We start from the raw sequence: 16,789 nt of genomic DNA, 5'->3' as shown, positions 1-16,789 counted from the left end.
GTCAGCCTCCCAGGTAGGTGGTGGAGAGTTCGTTCTCGATCTCGGCGGGGGCGCCGACCTTCACGACGCGGCCGCCGATCATCAGCGCGGCCGTGTCGGCGATGGGGAGTACGACGCGCGCGAACTGCTCGGCGACGAGGATCGAGATCCCCTCCTCGACCAGCGCGCCGACGGTGTCGTACATCTGCGAGACGATCATCGGCGCGAGCCCCATCGACAGCTCGTCGAGGAGCAGCACGGCCGGATCGGTGCCCAGCGCCCGCGACAGCGCGAGCATCTGCTGCTCGCCGCCGGACATCGAGCCGGCGAGCTGGCTGCCGCGGTCGGCGAGCTTGGGGAAGCGCGAGAAGGCCGCCTCCTCGATCTGGCGGCGCGAGGCCCCGGTGCCGGTGGCCAGCCAGAGGTTCTCGCGCACGGTCAGGTTGGGGAACACGCCGCGGCCCTCGGGGATCGAGCAGATGCCGAGCCGGGCCGCCTGCTCGGCGGCCATCCCGTTCATCCGGCGACCGGCCACGCGCAGCTCGCCACCGGTGGGGGCCATCAGTCCGGAGCAGATCCGCATCGTGGTGGTCTTGCCACCCCCGTTCGGACCGAGGATCGCGACGACCGACCCCGCGGCGACCTGGAGGTCGACGCCGTGCAGCACCTCGATCGCGCCGTACGCCGCACGGACGCCGGCCAGCTCGAGGACGGGCTCCGGCGTCGGCGCGACGGCCACTGCGCTGTGGCGCCCGGCCGGAGACACCGCCGGGGACACCGCTGGGGACACGGGCTCGGTCATGCCACCGCCTCCGATCCGATGTAGGCCTCGATCACGGCGGGCGAGGCCTGCACGTCCGCGGGCGTGCCGGAGGCGATCAGCCGACCCTGGTCGAGGACGTGGATGGTCGTGCACAGGCTCATCACCAGCGGGAGGTCGTGCTCGACCAGGCAGATCGCGAGACCGTCGGCGGCGAGGCTGCGCAGCATCGCCTTGAACTCCTCGGTCTCCTGCTCGGTCTGTCCCGAGGCCGGCTCGTCGAGCAGGAGCACGCGCGGCCCGGTCATCAGCGCCCGCGCGACCTCGACCACGCGGGCCCGCCCGGTGGGGATGTCGGAGACGTCGAGGTGGGCGATGTCGGTGAGACCGGTCAGCGCCAGCACCCGGTCGGTCTCGGCGTCGACGTCGATGCGCCGTCCGTGGCTGGAGCGCACGATGTCGCCGGCGACCCGGACGTTGTCGCGCACCGAGAGCGAGAGGAAGAGCTCGAGGCGCTGGAACGTGCGTGCCATCCCCATCCTGGCCCGGCGGCCGGGCGAGAGCCGGGTGATGTCGCGACCCTCCAGCAGCACCCGGCCGGCGGCCGGCTTCTGCATGCCGGTCATCGTGTTGAACAGCGTCGTCTTGCCGGCGCCGTTGGGCCCGATCAGCCCGGTGACCACGCCGGGGAAGACGCCGATGCTGACGTCGTCGACGGCGGTGTTGCCACCGAAGCGGACGCTGACGCCCTCGGTGGAGAGCAGTGCCCCGGAGGGGGACTCAGACGGGGACATGGCTGATCTCCTCGCGGGCGGGGTCGAGCGGGTGCGGGCCGTGCTCCGGGTGCAGCTCGTGGCTGGCGAGCACCACGCGGGCCCGGGGCGGCAGGCCCAGCGAGCGGTCCAGGGACGCGGCCATGCCCTCGGGGTACGGCGTGTCGATGCCGACGAGCTCCATCGGCGGCGCCTGGTGCTCCTCCAGCTCGGCGGGGGTGAGCACGGCCCGGGGCATGAACCGCTCCGCCAGGGCGGGGTAGGCCCCCCAGAGCACGAGGCTGAGGACCGAGAAGAGCCACGTGTTGATCACGTCGGCGTAGGCCACGCCGTAGAGCACCACCTGCACCGCCAGCGCGCCGTACAGCACCGGGCGGGCCGGCAGCGCGCGGCGATAGCCGTGGAAGATGTCGTGCACGAAGCCGGAGGGGTTCTTGGCCACCCCGATCCCGACCAGGGCGATGCCGACCATGATCAGGTGCGAGGCCAGCGAGAACGTCGCCTCGTAGTCGGGATAGCTGATCGAGAGGTCGTTGAAGGCGCCTCCGGTGAGCGTGAACCCGAGACCGGCCATCAGTCCGCCGAAGAGCGCGCCGCTGACGTAACCGATGCCGCCGACCACCGTGAGCATCACGACCGACAGGCTGATCGTGATCAGGAAGGTGTCCGAGGAGACCGTGGTGAGCGCCATCGACATCATCACGCCGCCCAGGCCGGCGATCGCCGAGGAGATCGTGAAGACGCTGAGCTTGAGCCAGACCAGGCGCTGCCCGAGCATCGCGGCCGCGGCCGGGCTGTCCTTCATCGCGGCGAGTCGGCGGCCGTAGCCGCTGTTGCGCAGCGCCACCACGCCGACCGCGAGCACCGAGAAGACCGAGGCATAGACCACCAGCGCGACGTCCTGGTCGTTGAGGTCGAGGGGGCCGACCTTCAGGGCCGGCACGACCAGCATCCCGTTGGGGAACACCGTGAACGTCCTGCCGAAGAGCTCGTGCTCGGTGGTGTCGCGCAGCACCATCGTCGAGACGAAGACCCCGAAGGCCATCGTGGCGAGGGCGAGGTAGAGCCCGCGCAGCCGCAGCGCCGGCAGCGCCACCAGCGCGCCGACGACGGTCGCGGCCAGCACCCCGAGGACCAGCCCGCCGATGGACATCCTCGTCTCGAGCCCCTCCCCCGACATGCCGAAGTGGAAGGCGACGATCGTCGACACCGCGCCCAGGGAGACCGGCGCCAGGTTGATCTCGCCGGCATACCCGGTGAGCAGGGTCAGGGACAGGGCGATCACCGCGAAGGCGAGCCCGGTCAGCAGGCCGCCGACCGACGAGGAGTCGATCAGCTGGCGCACGGCCAGGACGACGACGACCAGCACGACGCCCCACACCGCCGCCTGGCGCACCGAGGGCGCTCGATAGCGCTCGCGGGTGCGGACGGCCGCGCTGCGCAGCCGGTCCTGGGGCAGCAGGACGAGCACGACGAACAGGATGATCATCGGCAGGGCGACGCGCAGGTTGTTGACCCACGGCTCGGTCGGGGCGTAGGCCACGAGATAGGTGCCGCTCAGGCCCAGGACCATCGCTCCGACGAAGGTGCGCGGGATCGAGCGCAGCCGCCCGAACATGGCGGCGGCGAAGGCGTCGATGACCAGCAGGGTCAGCGCGTCGGCCGACAGGGCGCCGCCGCCGACCGGGGTGATCAGGATGCCGGCGAGCACGGCGAGCGTGGAGCCCAGCGCCCAGGACAGCCCGGCGATCCGGTCGGGGTCGTGGCCGTTGAGGCGCAGCAGGTCGGGGTCGTCGACGACGGCACGCATGACCACGCCCGTCCTCGAGCGGGTGAAGAGCATCCGCAGGCCGATCGCGATGACGATCGCCGCGACGATGCAGAGGATCTCGTGATAGCTGACGACCACGTCGCCCATCCGGATCTCGGCCGTCGCTCCGAAGAACATGTCCAGGACCCGCGCCTCGTCGGGCGACCATAGCCAGTGCGACAGCGAGACGAAGCCGAGCAGCACGGCGACGGTCACGACGATCTTGGTGACCTCGGCCGTGTCTCGCAGGCCTCGCATGATCACCCAGTGCAGGCCGAAGCCCATCAACGGTCCGACCAGTCCCAGCACGATGACGACCGAGACCAGCGTGGGCAGCTCCCACCCGTAGCGCAGCTGCCAGAAGAGGAACGCCCCGATCATCGCCTGCGCGCCGTGCGCGAAGTTGAAGATGCCGGAGGTGTTGTAGGTCAGCACGAGCCCCGAGGCCGCGATGGCATAGACCGAGCCCAGGACGAGGCCCAGGATCGTGAAGGTCATAAAGGTGGTCATGCGGCGCCTCTCACAGGGAGGTCGGGCTGTCCGTGACCGGCCGTCCCGAGGGACGACCGGTCACGGACCATCTGTTGTGCCGGTGACGGGCCGGCTGGTGGGACAGGATCAGACGGACGGCACGATCATGTCGTCGGTGAGGAAGTCCGTCGCGAGACGGTCCTCATTGAGCTCGATGCCCCAGGTGGACTTGTCGGTCTCCATGACGAAGCCCTCGTCGCAGTTGAACTCGCCCTTCTCCTTCGGCGAGGTCTGCTCCCAGTTGCCGCCCTCGAGCTCCATCACGACCGTGCAGCTCATCGTCTCGTTGGCGCCGGGGTCGGCAGGGGCGTGCAGCCCGCCGCCGTCCCACTCGTGGATCTGCGAGAGCGTGTCGACCATGCACTGACGGGTCAGGTCGGAGCCGCACTCCTTGGCCGCCGTGGCCCAGAGCAGGAAGGCCGAGGTGGCCTGCATGCCGAGCAGCGAGCGCTTGCCGCCGGAGTCCTTCATCAGGTCCATGTACTGCGCGACCGCGGGGACGACGTCGGCGTTCTCGAACGGCTGGAACTGCAGGCCCACCACGACGTTGTCGCCGGCGCCGGACTTGGCGTTCCATCCCGAGACGACCTCGGAGTACCAGGTCGACTCACCGACCACGAGCGGGTCGGCGCCCACGCGGTCCAGGGCCTCCATGAAGCTGAAGAGCCGCGCGTCCGGGGTGTCGGTGACCCAGATGGCCTCGACGTCGCACTCCTTGAACTTCTCGGCGAACGGCACATAGCTCGGCTCGCCCTCGGAGGCGATGGTGACGCCGCAGTCCTTGGGCGTGGTGCCCATGTCTGCCAGCGCGGCCTCCACCTTGACCAGACCCTGGGTGACGGCCGGCGAGGTGCTGCGGACGAAGTCCATGTTGTCGAGGAACTCGGGGTGCTGCTCGCCGATGGTCTCCAGCATCGCCCCGTTGTAGCGGTCGACGGGGAAGGGGACGGGCTCGTACTTCATCGGGCCCATCGAGACGGCGGGGCCGATGGCGAAGCCCGGCACGCTCGGCAGGTTGCACTCCACGCGGTAGGGCTCGGCGGCGATGTCGTTGGCGAAGCCCTGGCCGACCATCATGAAGTCGGTCTTGCAGGCCTGCTGCATGACGCTGGCGGCGTTCATGTACGCCGCGTCGTACTGGTTGCCCTTGATCTCGCGACCGTTGATGCCGCCCTGGGCGTTGCACCACGCGATCATCGCGGTCATCGCGTCGCCCATCTCCTGCAGCAGGCCGGGGCGGGCGCTGAAGCCGCGGTCGTCGCCGTAGCCGATGGTGATCGCGTCGTCGGTCACGCCCTGGTCGGTGGAGCCCGAGGCGTCACCGTCGCCGCAGGGCGACTCCAGGTCCCCGAAGAACCCCTCCTTGATGTCGGCCGCAGGGGCCGTGTTCGACGAGCCGCCCGCGTCCTCGTCGGAACGGTCGGATCCGCAGGCGCTCGCGGCGAGTGCAAGGGCCATGGCGACGGCGGCCACCTTGGCGCTCCGGGTGTGTCTCATCTGGTAGCTCTCCTTGTCACTGTGCCGGGGGACGGGCACATCATTGGTGTGACCCACACCACGCGCGCTCGCCGTTCCCGCTGAGCGGGAGCGCCGGTACAGCCCTCTAGATCACCTGTTAGCCAGGGCGGCCTCGGGTCGACCGCACACCGGTCGGTCGAGTACGGCGCCGGGAGCGTCGCCCGCTGTCTATAGTCGGGTCCCGTGAGCGCCGCAGCGGATCCCGAGCCTCCGGCGGAGCACTCCGTCTCGGTCGTCGTCCCCGTCTATCGGGGCGAGCGCCACCTGAGCGACCTGGTCCGCGAGATCGAGCTGCTCACCCGTCCGCAGACCACCGAGGACGGGCACGTCTACCGCGTCGTCGAGGCCCTGCTCGTGCACGACCGCGGACCGGACGCCTCGGACCAGGTCATCCGCGACCTGGCCGCCTCCCACCCCTGGATCCAGCCGGTCTGGCTGAGCCGCAACTACGGCCAGCACGCGGCCACCCTGGCCGGCATCGCCTCGAGCCGCGGCGAGTGGATCGTGACCCTCGACGAGGACGGGCAGCACGACCCCGCCGACCTCGGGTCCCTGCTGGACGCCGCGCTGCGGCACCAGGCACCGCTGGTCTACGCCGCCCCGATCAACCAGTCCCCCCACCCCACCTTCCGTCGAGTGACCTCCCGCGCGTCCAAGCGGCTGGTCAACGTGCTCAGCGGTGGCGCGGACGCCTCGGTCTTCCACAGCTATCGGCTGATCCTCGGGGAGGTCGGACGCAGCGTCGCCGCCTATGCGGGTCAGGGCGTCTACCTCGACGTGGCGCTGAGCTGGGTGACGGACAGTCCCGTGACTGCGCCGGTGACCTTGCGCGACGAGGGCGAACGCCAGTCGGGCTATCACCCGCGGGCGCTGCTGTCGCACTTCTGGAGGATGGTGCTCACCAGCGGCACGCGCGCGCTGCGCATGGTCAGCATCCTGGGCGTCGCCGTCGCCGCCCTGGGGGTGCTGCTCGCGCTGGGGCTCGTCGTCGACCGCCTCAACGGCGGGTCGAGCGTGCAGGGCTGGACCTCCCTGATGGTGATCACGCTGCTGTGCTCGGGGTGCGTGCTCTTCGCGCTGGGCGTGATCGCCGAGTACGTCGGCGTCGCCGTGAGCATGGCGATGGGCCGCCCGCCGTACCTCATCTGCAGCGACCCTGCCACCGGCCCGCTCGGCCGACGGGCTCGCCATGACGTCACCGGCTAGTCCTCTCACCTGGGTCATCGGCAGTGGTGGGCTCCTCGGCAGTGCCGCGGTCCGCCAGGCCGAGCATGCTGCGCTCCCGGTGCACACGACCATGCTCCCGTGGGAGGACCCCGCGGCCGTGGGCGAGGTGCTGGGCGCGGAGGCCGCGCTCCTGCTGAGGGCACACCCGCGGGTGCGGGTCCTGTGGTGCGCAGGGGCCGGAGTGGTCGGGACGGGTCCCGCCGCCCTCGCCGCGGAGGTGGAGGTCATCGCCTCCTTCGTCGACCGGCTCGCCTCCCTCCTCGCCGAGCAGCCGCAGACGTCGCTCTCGTTCTTCCTGGCCTCGTCGGCGGGCGGCGTCTATGCCGGGTCGGCCGATCCGCCGTTCACGGAGGCCACCCGGCCGCGTCCGCTCGCGCCGTACGGCGAGGCCAAGCTCGCGGCCGAGGGGGTCCTCACCCGCTTCGCGGAGCGCACCGGGACCCCGCTGCTGATCGGCAGGATCGCCAACCTCTACGGCCCCGGCCAGGACCTGCGCAAGGCCCAGGGCCTGATCTCCCAACTGTGCCGGTCCCAGCTGCTGCGCCGTCCCCTGATGCTCTACGTCCCGCTCGACACCGCCCGCGACTACATCTACGTCGACGACGCAGCGCAGATGGTGCTCGCGGCGATGCGCATGGTGGAGGTCAGCGGCGGCACGGTCGTCAAGATCATCGCGTCCGGCCGGGCCACCGCTCTGGCCGCGGTGATCGGCGAGCTTCGCCGGCTCACCAACCGACGAACGCCGATCGTGCTCGGCGCGACACCGCAGTCGCGTCTGCAGGCCACGCACCTGCGCTTCCGCTCCGTCGTGCTTCCGGAGGTCGACCGGCTGGCCCGCACCCCCCTGCCGGCCGGCATCCACGCGACGTACCAGCACATCTCCGCCGAGCTGCGCAGGCCCGCATGACCAGGCTCCTCGGCCTGCTGCGTCGCCCGGCCGTGCTGTTCCTGCTCGTGGGCGGGTTCAACACGGCGGTGGGGCTCGGCAGCTTCGTGGTCCTCTACGCGCTGGCCGGCGACGTGCTGCACTACCTGGGCGCGCTGGTCGTCGCCTACGCGATCGGCACGGTGATCGGCTTCGTGCTGCACCGCCGTCTGGTCTTCGACGTCCGCGGTCAGCTCGCACGCGACTTCGTTCGCTACGTCGGGGTGCAGGTCGCCGCGCTGGCTCTCAACTCGGTGCTGCTGCCGACGCTGGTGGAGGGGCTCGGCGTGCCGGTCCTGCTCGCTCAGGTCCTCGCGCTCGGGATCGTCGTGATGGTGTCGTTCTTCGGGCACAAGCTCATCTCGTTCCGCCGCCCGCGGGTGCCGTGGAGCGAGCCGGAGGCTGGTCCAGCGGGCGGCGGGCCACCACCACGATCGACGACCCGAACGGGAGATCGCGTCGGGCCAGGAGACGGTCGTCGAGGCGTCCGAGCCCCGTGAGGATCCGGTCGAGCACCGGCGGGGTGCGGGGGAGCGAGACGACGTCCGCCGCCTGGGTGGAGCCGGCGCCGCGCAGCGCGCGCTTCGCCTTGCGCGCCACTCGCTCCGCGGCGAAGAGCGGGAGGGTCGAGGCGAACGCATAGGTCGCCCGCTCGATCTCGAGCCCCGCGCTCTCCAGGGCCGCCACGGCCCGTCTCCGCGTGTAGCGGCGGTAGTGGCCGTTCTCCTCGTCGAAGTCGGACCAGGCCCACTGATAGGCGGGGACCGTGAGGAACAGGTGCCCCCCGGGCTTGAGGACGCGGGTCAGCTCGGCCACCGCGACGCCCTCCGGGTCGCAGTGCTCGATGACGTCGAAGGCCCCGACCACGTCGAAGGAGCCACTGCGGAAGGGCAGCGAGAGTGCGGACCCGCAGACGCCCGCACCCGGCTCGAGACCACGCGGATCGAGGTCCAGCGAGACGTGCTGAGTGCCTCCCCGCAGCCAACCGACACTCGGCCCGTCGGCGCTGCCGACGTCGAGGACCCGCTCCGAGCCGCGGAGATAGGGCTCGAGGACGGTCCGAAGCAGCGACGAGCGCACGCGGTACCACCAGTAGTCGGACTGCTCGATGGAGGCCGACCCGCCGCGAACGCTGTGGGCTGTCATGGCTGGGACTCTAGTGGCCGGGGGCCGCGCGCTCGTCCCGGTCACTGGAACCTCGCCGGCCGGGGGAGGTGCCGACGATCACACTCGTCCCCAGCACCCCGACCCCCTGCCTTTCGAGGAGTTCTGAGATGACCACCAGCGTCGACCCTGCCGCCGCGGCCGCCGCCGTCATGGGCGGGCTCACCGGCCCGGGCGGCCCGTTCGAGCTGGTCACCGACGACGTGCTCGGCGCCCGGCTGCCGGTCTTCAAGAACCGCGCCCGCGCCCTGCACGAGGTGTTGGCCGAGTCCGCCGTCCACGGCGAGCGCACCTACATCGCCACCCGCGAGGCCAGCCTGAGCTTCGCCGAGCACGCCGCCCGCGTGTCGTCGCTGGCCGCTGCGCTGCGCGAGGAGTACGGCGTGCGCCCGGGCGACCGGGTCGCGATCGCCGCAGCCAACTCCGCCGACTGGATCGTGACGTTCTGGGCCACGGTGTCCATCGGTGCCGTCTCCGTCGGCTTCAACGCGTGGTGGACCGCTCGCGAGCTCGCCCACGGCGTCGACAACGCCCGGCCCGTGCTCGTCGTCGCCGACGCCAAGCGCGCGGCCTCGCTCACGGAGGTGGAGGTGCCGGTCATCAGCATCGAGACCGACGTGCCGCGCCTGGTCGCGTCGTACCCGGACGCGGAGCTGCCCAGCGCCTCCGTCGCCGAGGACGACCCGGCGGTGATCCTCTACACGTCCGGCACGTCCGGCAAGCCCAAGGGCGCGGTGCACACCCACCGCAACGTCTGCTCGGTGATCGAGTATCACCGGATGATGGACGCGGTCCAGGCCGCGTTCGGCGACCCGACCGACCCGCGGGACCGCACCTACCTGCTGGTGCTGCCGCTGTTCCACATCGCGAGCCTGCACAACCTCGCCATCCCCCGGCTGGCGACCGGCAGCAAGATCGCGCTGCACCTCGGCGGCTTCGACGTGGACAAGGTCTGCCGGCTGATCGAGTCCGAGCGGGTCACGAACTGGGGCGCGGTGCCGACGATGGCCAACCGGCTGCTCGAGCACGGCGACCTCTCGTCGTACGACCTGTCGTCGCTGCGCGCCTTCGCGCTCGCCTCGGCGCCGTCGTCCGAGGCGTTCAAGGAGCGGCTGCGCCAGGGGCTGCCGTTCGCGAGCTCGCTGGTCGACAGCTATGGGCTGACCGAGTCGTGCACCTCCATCGCCGTCGCGACGCCGATGGACCTCGCCGAGGCGCCCGGCACGCTCGGCCGGCCGACGATCGGCGTGCAGGTCGAGGTGCGCGACCACCTCGGCCACGCGCTGCCAGAGGGCGAGGAGGGCGAGATCTGCGTGCGCAGCGCCTACAACATGCTCGGCTACTGGGAGAACCCCGACGCCACCGCGCAGGCGATCCGCGAGGACCGTTGGCTGCACACCGGCGACATCGGCGTGCTCGACCAGGGCCGGGTCCGGCTCAGCAGCCGCCGCTCCGACCTGATCATCCGCGGCGGGGAGAACGTCTACCCGGCCGAGATCGAGGGCGTGCTGGTCGAGCACCCAGACGTCGAGGAGTGCCTCGTCCTGGGCGTCCCGCACCCCGACCTGGGCCAGGAGGTCGCGGTGGTCGTCGTCCCCAAGGCCGGCCGCGAGGTCGACGTCGACGCCCTGCGCGCCTACGCCGCCGAGGAGCTGGCCTACTTCAAGGTCCCCGCCCACTGGCGCGTCACCACCGACCCCCTCCCCCGCAACGCCACCGGCAAGGTCAACCGAACGGCCGTCGAGGCCTGACCCGCCTGCGCCCCCTCACCCCCCATGTAACGCGGGGTTATGCGACCTGCCACAGCGATATTTCGCTGGGGTAGGCACGATAACCCCGCGTTACATAGGCCGGGGCGTACGGCGGGCGCGGCGCTGTCGTCGTACGGCGGGGACCGGCGCCCCCCTGTGCGCGCGGTCCAGGGGGCGACCCTGCTCCGTGCCGCCCGCGGGTGCGCTGTCGTGCGCGGTGCCGGCGGCGGTACGACGGCCGCAAGGTTGGTCCGTGCAGCATCCCGGCACCGAGCTCAGCGCGGGCGGGCGACCATCTTGTTGATGAACAGGCCTTCGGCGCTGACGCAGACCTGGCCGTCGGCCGTCGTGATCGTGCCGACGGTGCGGATCTTGCGACCCTCGACGGACTCCTGGCGGCCGGTGACGACCAGCTCCTCGAAGAGCGGCGTGGGGCGGTGGTAGCGGACCGTCAGGGTGCCGGTCATCCCGGAGTCGCCGGCCCAGTCGTTGGCGACGCCGAGCGTGTGGTCGAGCAGCAGCGCGGAGACGCCGCCGTGCACGTGGCCGGGCGGTCCCTGGTAAGGCAGCCCCAGCGTCACCACCCCGCGGATCGAGCCATCCGCCTGGCCGACCAGCGACAGCGGCGGGGCGAGCGCGTTCTCGGGGCCGGTGACGGGGTCGTGGCGGGTGACGCCCTCGCCGGCCCACATGTCGACGAGGCGTACGTCGCGCGCGGGCGCGCACTCGTCGAGGTGGTCGGCGACGGCGTGGAGCTGGTCGGCGATCCGGCTCATCTCGGCCTCGGTGCCGCCGCCCGCTCCGAGCAGCGAGGCGATCACCCGGCGCGCGGCCTGAACGGCGGCATCCACTCCATCGTTCTGCGGCTGAGCGCTGAGCTCGGGCGTGGGCCGGACCCGCCCAGCGCCCAGCACGAGCCCACCGCCGTCACCCACCTGCTCGCTCATCGAGGACAGCTCAGACGATCTCGGCCGTGGCGTGGCTCAGCACCGGCGCGCCATCGCGCTCGGGGCAGGTGGCCGACAGCGCCAGCGTCGAGCCGTCGCGCCACACCGACGTGGTGATCGTCTGGCCCGGGAAGATCGACCCGGAGAAGCGCACCGCCAGGCTCCGCAGCCGGCTGGCGTCGCCGTCGAGGAGCCCGTCGACGATCGCCTTCGCGACGATGCCGTACGACGCGAGCCCGTGCAGGATCGGCTGGTCGAAGCCGACGGCCTTCGCGAACTCGGGGTCGGCGTGCAGCGGGTTGAGGTCGCCGTTGAGGCGGTAGAGCAGGGCCTGACCGGGCGTGGTGGTCGACTCCAGGACGGCGTCGGGCTCCCGCTCGGGGGCGGTCCAGGGGTTGTCCGGTCCCGGCTCGCCGCCGAAGCCGCCCTCGCCGCGGGCCCAGATCTGCATCTCGGTGATCCACAGCGGCTCGCCGGCCTCGTCGGCGGCGGAGTTCTCCAGCACGACGACGGCGGCCTTGCCCTTGTCCCACACGTGCTTGACCCGCGAGGAGATCGTGCCGGACCCGGCGACCGGCAGCGCCCGGTGCACGGTCAGCGCCTGCCCCGCGTGCAGGATCTTGCGCAGGTCGATGTCGATGCCGGGCAGGCTCAGCCCCGGCGCGGCGATGTCGCCGGCCGAGACGCCCTGCCCCGCGACCATCGCGAACGTCGGGAGCACCTGCAGGTCGCGCTCGAAGGTCCAGCGCAGCTCCGGGTCGGTCATCGCGTCGCGACCGGCGCCCAGGGACAGGTGGTAGAGCTGCACGTCGCGACGCGTCCAGCTGATCGGACGGGTGGTCGGCTCGGCGCCTAGCGCCACGTCGAGGTCGATCGGCACGGTGGTTCAGCCTCCAGGAGCTTGCAGGATCAGCGGGACGTGAGATCGGACGTCAGGACGGTACGGCGACGGAGGCGCCGGCCGCGGCGGCCCCCGCCACATCAGCCAGCGTCCCCTTGGCCCAGCGATAGTCGGCCTTGCCCGTGGGCGAGCGGACGATCGCGTCGACCAGGGTCACGGTGGCCGGCACCTTGTAGCCCGCGAGCATCGTGCGGCAGTGCGTGCGCAGCTCCTCGACGTCGAGGCTCGCGCCCGCCCGCAGCTCGACGACGGCCCCGACCCGCTCGCCGAAGCGCTCGTCGGCCACACCGGCGACCAGCGCGTCCATCACCGCCGGGTGCGCCTTGAGCGCCTGCTCGACCTCCTCGGGGAAGATCTTCTCGCCACCCGAGTTGATGCAGCCCGACCCGCGGCCCAGGACGACGATCGTGCCGTCCTCCTCCACGCGCGCGAGGTCGCCGGGCACGACGTACCGGACCCCGTCGATGACCGGGAAGGTGCGGGCACTCTTCTCCGGGTCGTTGAAGTAGGCGAGCGGGACGTGCCCGCTGCGGGCCAGCTGTCCGATCTCGCCGGGCGCCGGTGCGAGGCCGGGCCGGGCCAGGTCGACCACCCGCACCGAGGGCTTCGGCGTGAGCCGCATCAGCCCGTCCGCGCCCAGCGCGACCTCGCCGTCGAGCCCGGACTCCGAGGCGCCGAAGCTGTTGCGGATCATGATCGAGGGCAGCTGCTCGGCGAGCTCGGCCTGCACGGTCGGCGACAGGATCGCCCCGCCTGAGCCGATCACGAACAGCGACGAGAGGTCGAACTCGTCCTTGTGCTCGCGCAGTGCGTCCACCAGCGGCCGCACGATCGCGTCGCCGACGACCGTCACGATCTGGATCTTCTCGGCCTGCACGATCCGCAGCATCTCGAGCGGGTCGTAGGTGCGCATCAGCGTGACGTGGCCGCCGCTGAACAGCGCCATGAACAGGCTGTAGCTGGCCGCGCCGTGCATCAGCGGCACCGTGATGAGGTAGTTGAGGACCCCGGCCTCGGCGGCGGCGGTGGCCAGCGCGTCGAGCTCGGTGTGCGGCGGGCCGTAGGGGTTCCCACCGGCCAGGCAGGCCATGAAGAAGTCCTCGTGGCGCCACACCACGCCCTTGGGCATGCCGGTGGTGCCGCCGGTGTAGAGCACGAAGCGGGCGTCGGGGGACCGCTCCGCGGAAGGGGGTACGTCGTCGGGCTGGGCCGCGAGGGCGGGCTCGTAGTCGGCGACGCTCACCCGGTCCGACCAGGTGAGCGCGCGCACGTCGACGTCGCTCGTGTCGGCCACCACGAGGACGTGCGCGAGGTGCGAGCACTGGTCCACGAGCGGCGCGACGTGCGGGGTGAACTCGCGGCCCACCACGACCGCCGCGAGCTGGGCGTCGTTGAAGAGGTAGAGCAGCTCGTGCTCGGTGTAGCGGTAGTTGATGTTGATCGGCACCGCGTTGACCTTGAAGCAGCCGAGCATCGCCTCGACGTACTCGACGCCGTTGAGCAGGTAGAGCCCCACGTGGGCGCCCGGCTCGACCCCGACCGACACGAGGTGGGCCGCGAACGCGTTGGCGCGGCGGTCGAGCTCGGCGAAGGTCAGCCGGACGTCGCCACAGGTCAGGGCGGAACGCTCGGGCACGGCGGCGGCAACGGCCTCGTAGAGGCTGGCGAGGTGGAGGGTCACGGGCGCGACCCTGCCCGCAGGGCCCTCCAGCACGCCTGCGAGGGTCCCACTGAGTGGGGCGGTCGACCGGCCCGCACGCGCGGCACCTCCTACGTTGCCAGTCACCGACCACCCTCCTCCCACCTCACAGGAGCATCCGCATGAGCAGCACCAACCTCGCAGGCCGCGCCGCGATCGTCACCGGCGCCGGAGCGGGTCTCGGACGGGCCGAGGCGCTGGCGCTCGCGGCGCAGGGCGCCAGCGTCGTCGTCAACGACATGGGCCCCGCCGCGGACGACGTGGTCGCCGAGATCGTGGCCTCGGGCGGGCAGGCCGTCGCGGTCAAGGGCGACGTCGGCGAGTGGCAGCTCGGCCAGGACATGGTCGACGCGGCGATCGACACGTTCGGCAGCCTCGACATCGTGGTCAACAACGCCGGCATCACCCGCGACACGATGCTGTTCAACCTGACCGAGGCCGACTGGGACGCGGTCATCCACGTCCACCTCAAGGGCCACGCCGCCCTGTCGCGGGCGGCCGCGGTGCACTGGCGCAACGCCAGCAAGGCCGCGGGCGGGCCCGTCTACGGCCGCGTCGTCAACACCTCCTCGGAGGCGTTCCTCTTCGGACCCGCCGGGCAGCCCAACTACGGCGCCGCGAAGGCCGGCATCACCGCGCTCACGCTTTCGACTGCCAACGGCCTGGGCCGCTACGGCGTGCGCGCCAACGCGATCTGCCCGCGAGCCCGCACCGGGATGACCGCCGCGGTCTTCACCGAGGGCGAGGCCGGCGGGCTGGACATCCTGGCACCCGAGCGGGTGGCGACGTTCGTGTCCTACCTCGCGTCCCCGGCCGCGGAGACGATCAACGGTCAGGTCTTCGTCGTGTACGGCGACATGGTGGCGCTCATGCACGCCCCCGAGGTGGAGCAGAAGTTCACCGCTGCCGACGGCGTCTTCTCCGTCGACGAGCTCGACGCGCAGGTCACGCCGTACTTCGCCGACCGGCCCGCCCACGCCACCTACGCGGCGTACTCCGTCGCCAAGCTCGACACGACGGGCACCCAGAAGTAGGGACTATTCGGCGCCGAGGAGCTCGCGCACGTCGTCGAGCTCGCCGATCTCCTCACGCATCTCGGTGAGGATCCGGCGCAGCAGCCGGGAGACCTGCATCTGCGTCACGCCGAGCTCCGCGCCGATCTCGGCCTGGGTGGCGCCGTCGACGAAGCGCATCTGCAGGATGCGGCGGTCGCGCGCGCGCAGGCGTCGTACGACGGGGCGCAGCAGCACGCGGGCCTCGACGGCGTCCCGGTCGCCCTCGTCATCGCTGGGGACCAGGTCGCCGAAGGAGGTGGACTGGTCGCCCACCGGGGCGTCCAGCGACATCGTCGAGAAGCAGCCGTGGGCCTGCTGGGCCTGACGGACCAGGTCCTCGCTCTCGCCGAGCGTCTGGGCGATCTCGGCGGTCGTGCGCGGCTGGCCGTCGCCCTCGGAGCCGGACTCGACCTCGAGGAGGCGGCCCTGCAGCTCCTGCAGGCGGCGCGGCGGGCGGATCGACCAGGCCAGGTCACGGAAGTACTTGCGGACCTCGCCGCGGATCGTCGGCACGGCGTAGGCCAGGAAGTCCAGGCCGCGGGCCGGCTCGAAGCGCTGGGCGGCCTTGACCAGGGCCATGCAGGCGACCTGCTCGAGGTCCTCGCTGGCCACCCCGCGGTTGCGGTAGCGACCGGCGATCGAGCGCGCCACGGGGAGGCTCAGCACGACGATCTCGTCGAGCGCCTCCTTGCGGGTGTCGGGCTCGGTGGTCGTCGAGGCAACCTCGAAGAGCTCGGTGATCCTGCGCTGCCGTGCCTCGCGCGCAAGCGTTTCGTCAGTGAAGTCTCGGTGCGCCATGTGAAGAGGTCTGCCCTGGTCTAGACCGATCAAAACCTCAACTTCCTGGGGTTTTTTTGCAGCGTCCGTCCGCGACCTGCCGAAACCAGGAGGGCCGGCCAGGCTCAGAAGTGGTCGTTCGGCCGCAGGCTGGCCTCGGCGCCGCCGTCGATGTAGATGACCTGGCCGGTCACGTGGGTGTTCTCCACACTCACCAGCCAGGCGAGCAGGGCGGCCACGTCCTCGGCCTTGGCATAGCCGTTGAGCGGCATCGGCACGGCCTCGTCCATCACCTGTTTCATCGCCGGGTCCGCGAAGAGGTCGTCGGTCATCGGCGTGAGGACGACGCCCGGCGCGACGGCGTTCATGGCGATGCCGGCGTCGGCCCAGCCGGGTGCCACGCAGGTGCGGCGCATCCACTGCGCCACCGCCGCCTTGGAGGAGGTGTAGAGGAAGAACGGGATGCTGCCCATCAGCTCGTCGGCGCGAGCCATCGCCTTGTCGCGGTCGCCCTCGAGCAGCAGCCGGACCAGGTCGGGGTCGTTGGGCTGCGTGCCCGCGATGGAGCCGATCAGCCCGACCCGGGGAGCCGGCGCGGCGGCGAGCTGCTCCCGGAGTCCCTCGACGAGGGCGGTGGTGCCGAAGAAGTTCACGCTCGCCGTCTCCAGCACGGGCGCGGAGAGGCCGGCGCAGGTGACGAGGGCGTCGAGGGTCCCGCCACAGACGTCCTGGATCGCGGCAACGGCGGCGGCGCAGCCCTGGGCCGTCGAGAGGTCGGCGACGACATCGGCGTCGTGCCGGTCCACGGTGATCACCTGCTCGCCGCGCTCACGCAGGAGGGTGGTCAGGGCGGCGCCGATGCCGGAGGCGGCGCCGGTGACGGCGATGGTGCGGGACATGGGGGCTCCTGGAGGTGGGGGTCGAGGGGGAACGGAGGGGTGCGAACGCTCATGTAGGCGCCTGGTGTGGGCC

The 16,789-nt window shown here is 71.7% G+C and carries 14 protein-coding genes and 1 pseudogene; 5 read left to right on the top strand and 10 right to left on the bottom strand.

The annotated features are described in order from the left end of the window. Position 1 precedes the first annotated feature (1 nt). The 4 genes from ACYU7L_RS05210 to ACYU7L_RS05195 all read right to left on the bottom strand — a co-directional run bounded on the left by ACYU7L_RS05210 (position 2) and on the right by ACYU7L_RS05195 (position 5,350). Complete coding sequence (locus ACYU7L_RS05210) at positions 2–781, bottom strand: ABC transporter ATP-binding protein (protein WP_460794221.1); 780 nt, start codon at positions 779–781, stop codon at positions 2–4. After that, a complete protein-coding gene (locus ACYU7L_RS05205; protein ID WP_460794220.1) occupies positions 778–1,533 on the bottom strand; it encodes an ABC transporter ATP-binding protein in 756 nt (251 codons plus the stop codon). The genes ACYU7L_RS05210 and ACYU7L_RS05205 overlap by 4 nt, the downstream gene beginning before the upstream one ends. Beyond that, positions 1,520–3,832 (bottom strand): branched-chain amino acid ABC transporter permease, encoded by a 2,313-nt coding sequence (locus tag ACYU7L_RS05200; protein WP_460794219.1) that lies wholly within the window; start codon positions 3,830–3,832, stop codon positions 1,520–1,522. The genes ACYU7L_RS05205 and ACYU7L_RS05200 overlap by 14 nt, the downstream gene beginning before the upstream one ends. Before the next feature lie 108 nt (positions 3,833–3,940). Next, on the bottom strand, positions 3,941–5,350 hold the full coding sequence (locus ACYU7L_RS05195) for an ABC transporter substrate-binding protein (protein WP_460794218.1): 1,410 nt from the start codon (positions 5,348–5,350) through the stop codon (positions 3,941–3,943). Between the two features lie 204 nt (positions 5,351–5,554). Here ACYU7L_RS05195 and ACYU7L_RS05190 point away from each other — a divergent pair, with 204 nt between their 5' ends. From ACYU7L_RS05190 to ACYU7L_RS05180, 3 genes and pseudogenes are all read left to right on the top strand, one after another. Beyond that, a complete protein-coding gene (locus ACYU7L_RS05190; RefSeq protein ID WP_460794217.1) occupies positions 5,555–6,577 on the top strand; it encodes a glycosyltransferase in 1,023 nt (340 codons plus the stop codon). Further along, positions 6,561–7,505 (top strand): NAD-dependent epimerase/dehydratase family protein, encoded by a 945-nt coding sequence (locus tag ACYU7L_RS05185; RefSeq protein ID WP_460794216.1) that lies wholly within the window; start codon positions 6,561–6,563, stop codon positions 7,503–7,505. The genes ACYU7L_RS05190 and ACYU7L_RS05185 overlap by 17 nt, the downstream gene beginning before the upstream one ends. Next, a pseudogene (locus ACYU7L_RS05180) lies at positions 7,502–7,831 on the top strand (GtrA family protein); the annotation flags it as partial. The gene ACYU7L_RS05185 and the pseudogene ACYU7L_RS05180, both read left to right, overlap by 4 nt. A gap of 49 nt (positions 7,832–7,880) precedes the next feature. On the opposite strand, the gene ACYU7L_RS05175 reads toward ACYU7L_RS05180, so the two are convergent. After that, positions 7,881–8,669 carry a class I SAM-dependent methyltransferase gene (locus tag ACYU7L_RS05175; protein ID WP_460794215.1) on the bottom strand — a complete coding sequence of 263 codons (789 nt, stop codon included), beginning with the start codon at positions 8,667–8,669 and terminating at the stop codon, positions 7,881–7,883. A gap of 128 nt (positions 8,670–8,797) precedes the next feature. Between ACYU7L_RS05175 and casG the strand changes: the two genes are divergently transcribed. After that, on the top strand, positions 8,798–10,438 hold the full coding sequence (casG, locus tag ACYU7L_RS05170; protein ID WP_460794214.1) for a steroid-24-oyl-CoA synthetase: 1,641 nt from the start codon (positions 8,798–8,800) through the stop codon (positions 10,436–10,438). A 275-nt stretch (positions 10,439–10,713) separates the two neighbouring features. Here casG and ACYU7L_RS05165 read toward each other — a convergent pair whose 3' ends face one another. From ACYU7L_RS05165 to ACYU7L_RS05155, 3 genes are read right to left on the bottom strand one after another with little or no spacing between them, the layout of a single operon-like run. Then, a complete protein-coding gene (locus ACYU7L_RS05165) occupies positions 10,714–11,385 on the bottom strand; it encodes a PaaI family thioesterase (protein ID WP_460794212.1) in 672 nt (223 codons plus the stop codon). 10 nt (positions 11,386–11,395) lie between these two features. Then, entirely contained in the window at positions 11,396–12,265 is an 870-nt protein-coding gene (locus ACYU7L_RS05160; protein ID WP_460794211.1) for a MaoC/PaaZ C-terminal domain-containing protein, read from the bottom strand. A 52-nt stretch (positions 12,266–12,317) separates the two neighbouring features. Continuing rightward, positions 12,318–13,967 (bottom strand): acyl-CoA synthetase, encoded by a 1,650-nt coding sequence (locus ACYU7L_RS05155; RefSeq protein WP_460794210.1) that lies wholly within the window; start codon positions 13,965–13,967, stop codon positions 12,318–12,320. Positions 13,968–14,107: 140 nt separating this feature from the next. On the opposite strand from ACYU7L_RS05155, the gene ACYU7L_RS05150 reads away from it, so the two are divergent. Then, complete coding sequence (locus ACYU7L_RS05150) at positions 14,108–15,019, top strand: 3-oxoacyl-ACP reductase (protein ID WP_460794209.1); 912 nt, start codon at positions 14,108–14,110, stop codon at positions 15,017–15,019. A gap of 3 nt (positions 15,020–15,022) precedes the next feature. Here the strand turns inward: ACYU7L_RS05150 and ACYU7L_RS05145 are convergent, their stop codons facing one another. Together ACYU7L_RS05145 and ACYU7L_RS05140 are read right to left on the bottom strand one after the other, a co-directional pair. Beyond that, the gene (locus tag ACYU7L_RS05145; RefSeq protein ID WP_460794208.1) at positions 15,023–15,838 is read right to left on the bottom strand and encodes a sigma-70 family RNA polymerase sigma factor; all 816 of its coding nucleotides are present in this window, start codon (positions 15,836–15,838) and stop codon (positions 15,023–15,025) included. Positions 15,839–15,942: 104 nt separating this feature from the next. Beyond that, on the bottom strand, positions 15,943–16,716 hold the full coding sequence (locus ACYU7L_RS05140) for an SDR family oxidoreductase (protein ID WP_460794207.1): 774 nt from the start codon (positions 16,714–16,716) through the stop codon (positions 15,943–15,945). Positions 16,717–16,789: the final 73 nt, after the last annotated feature.

The organism is Nocardioides pacificus (assembly GCF_054775955.1).
The sequence above is the reverse complement of the archived record's forward strand: the minus strand, read 5'-3'. Positions and strand labels throughout refer to the sequence as shown.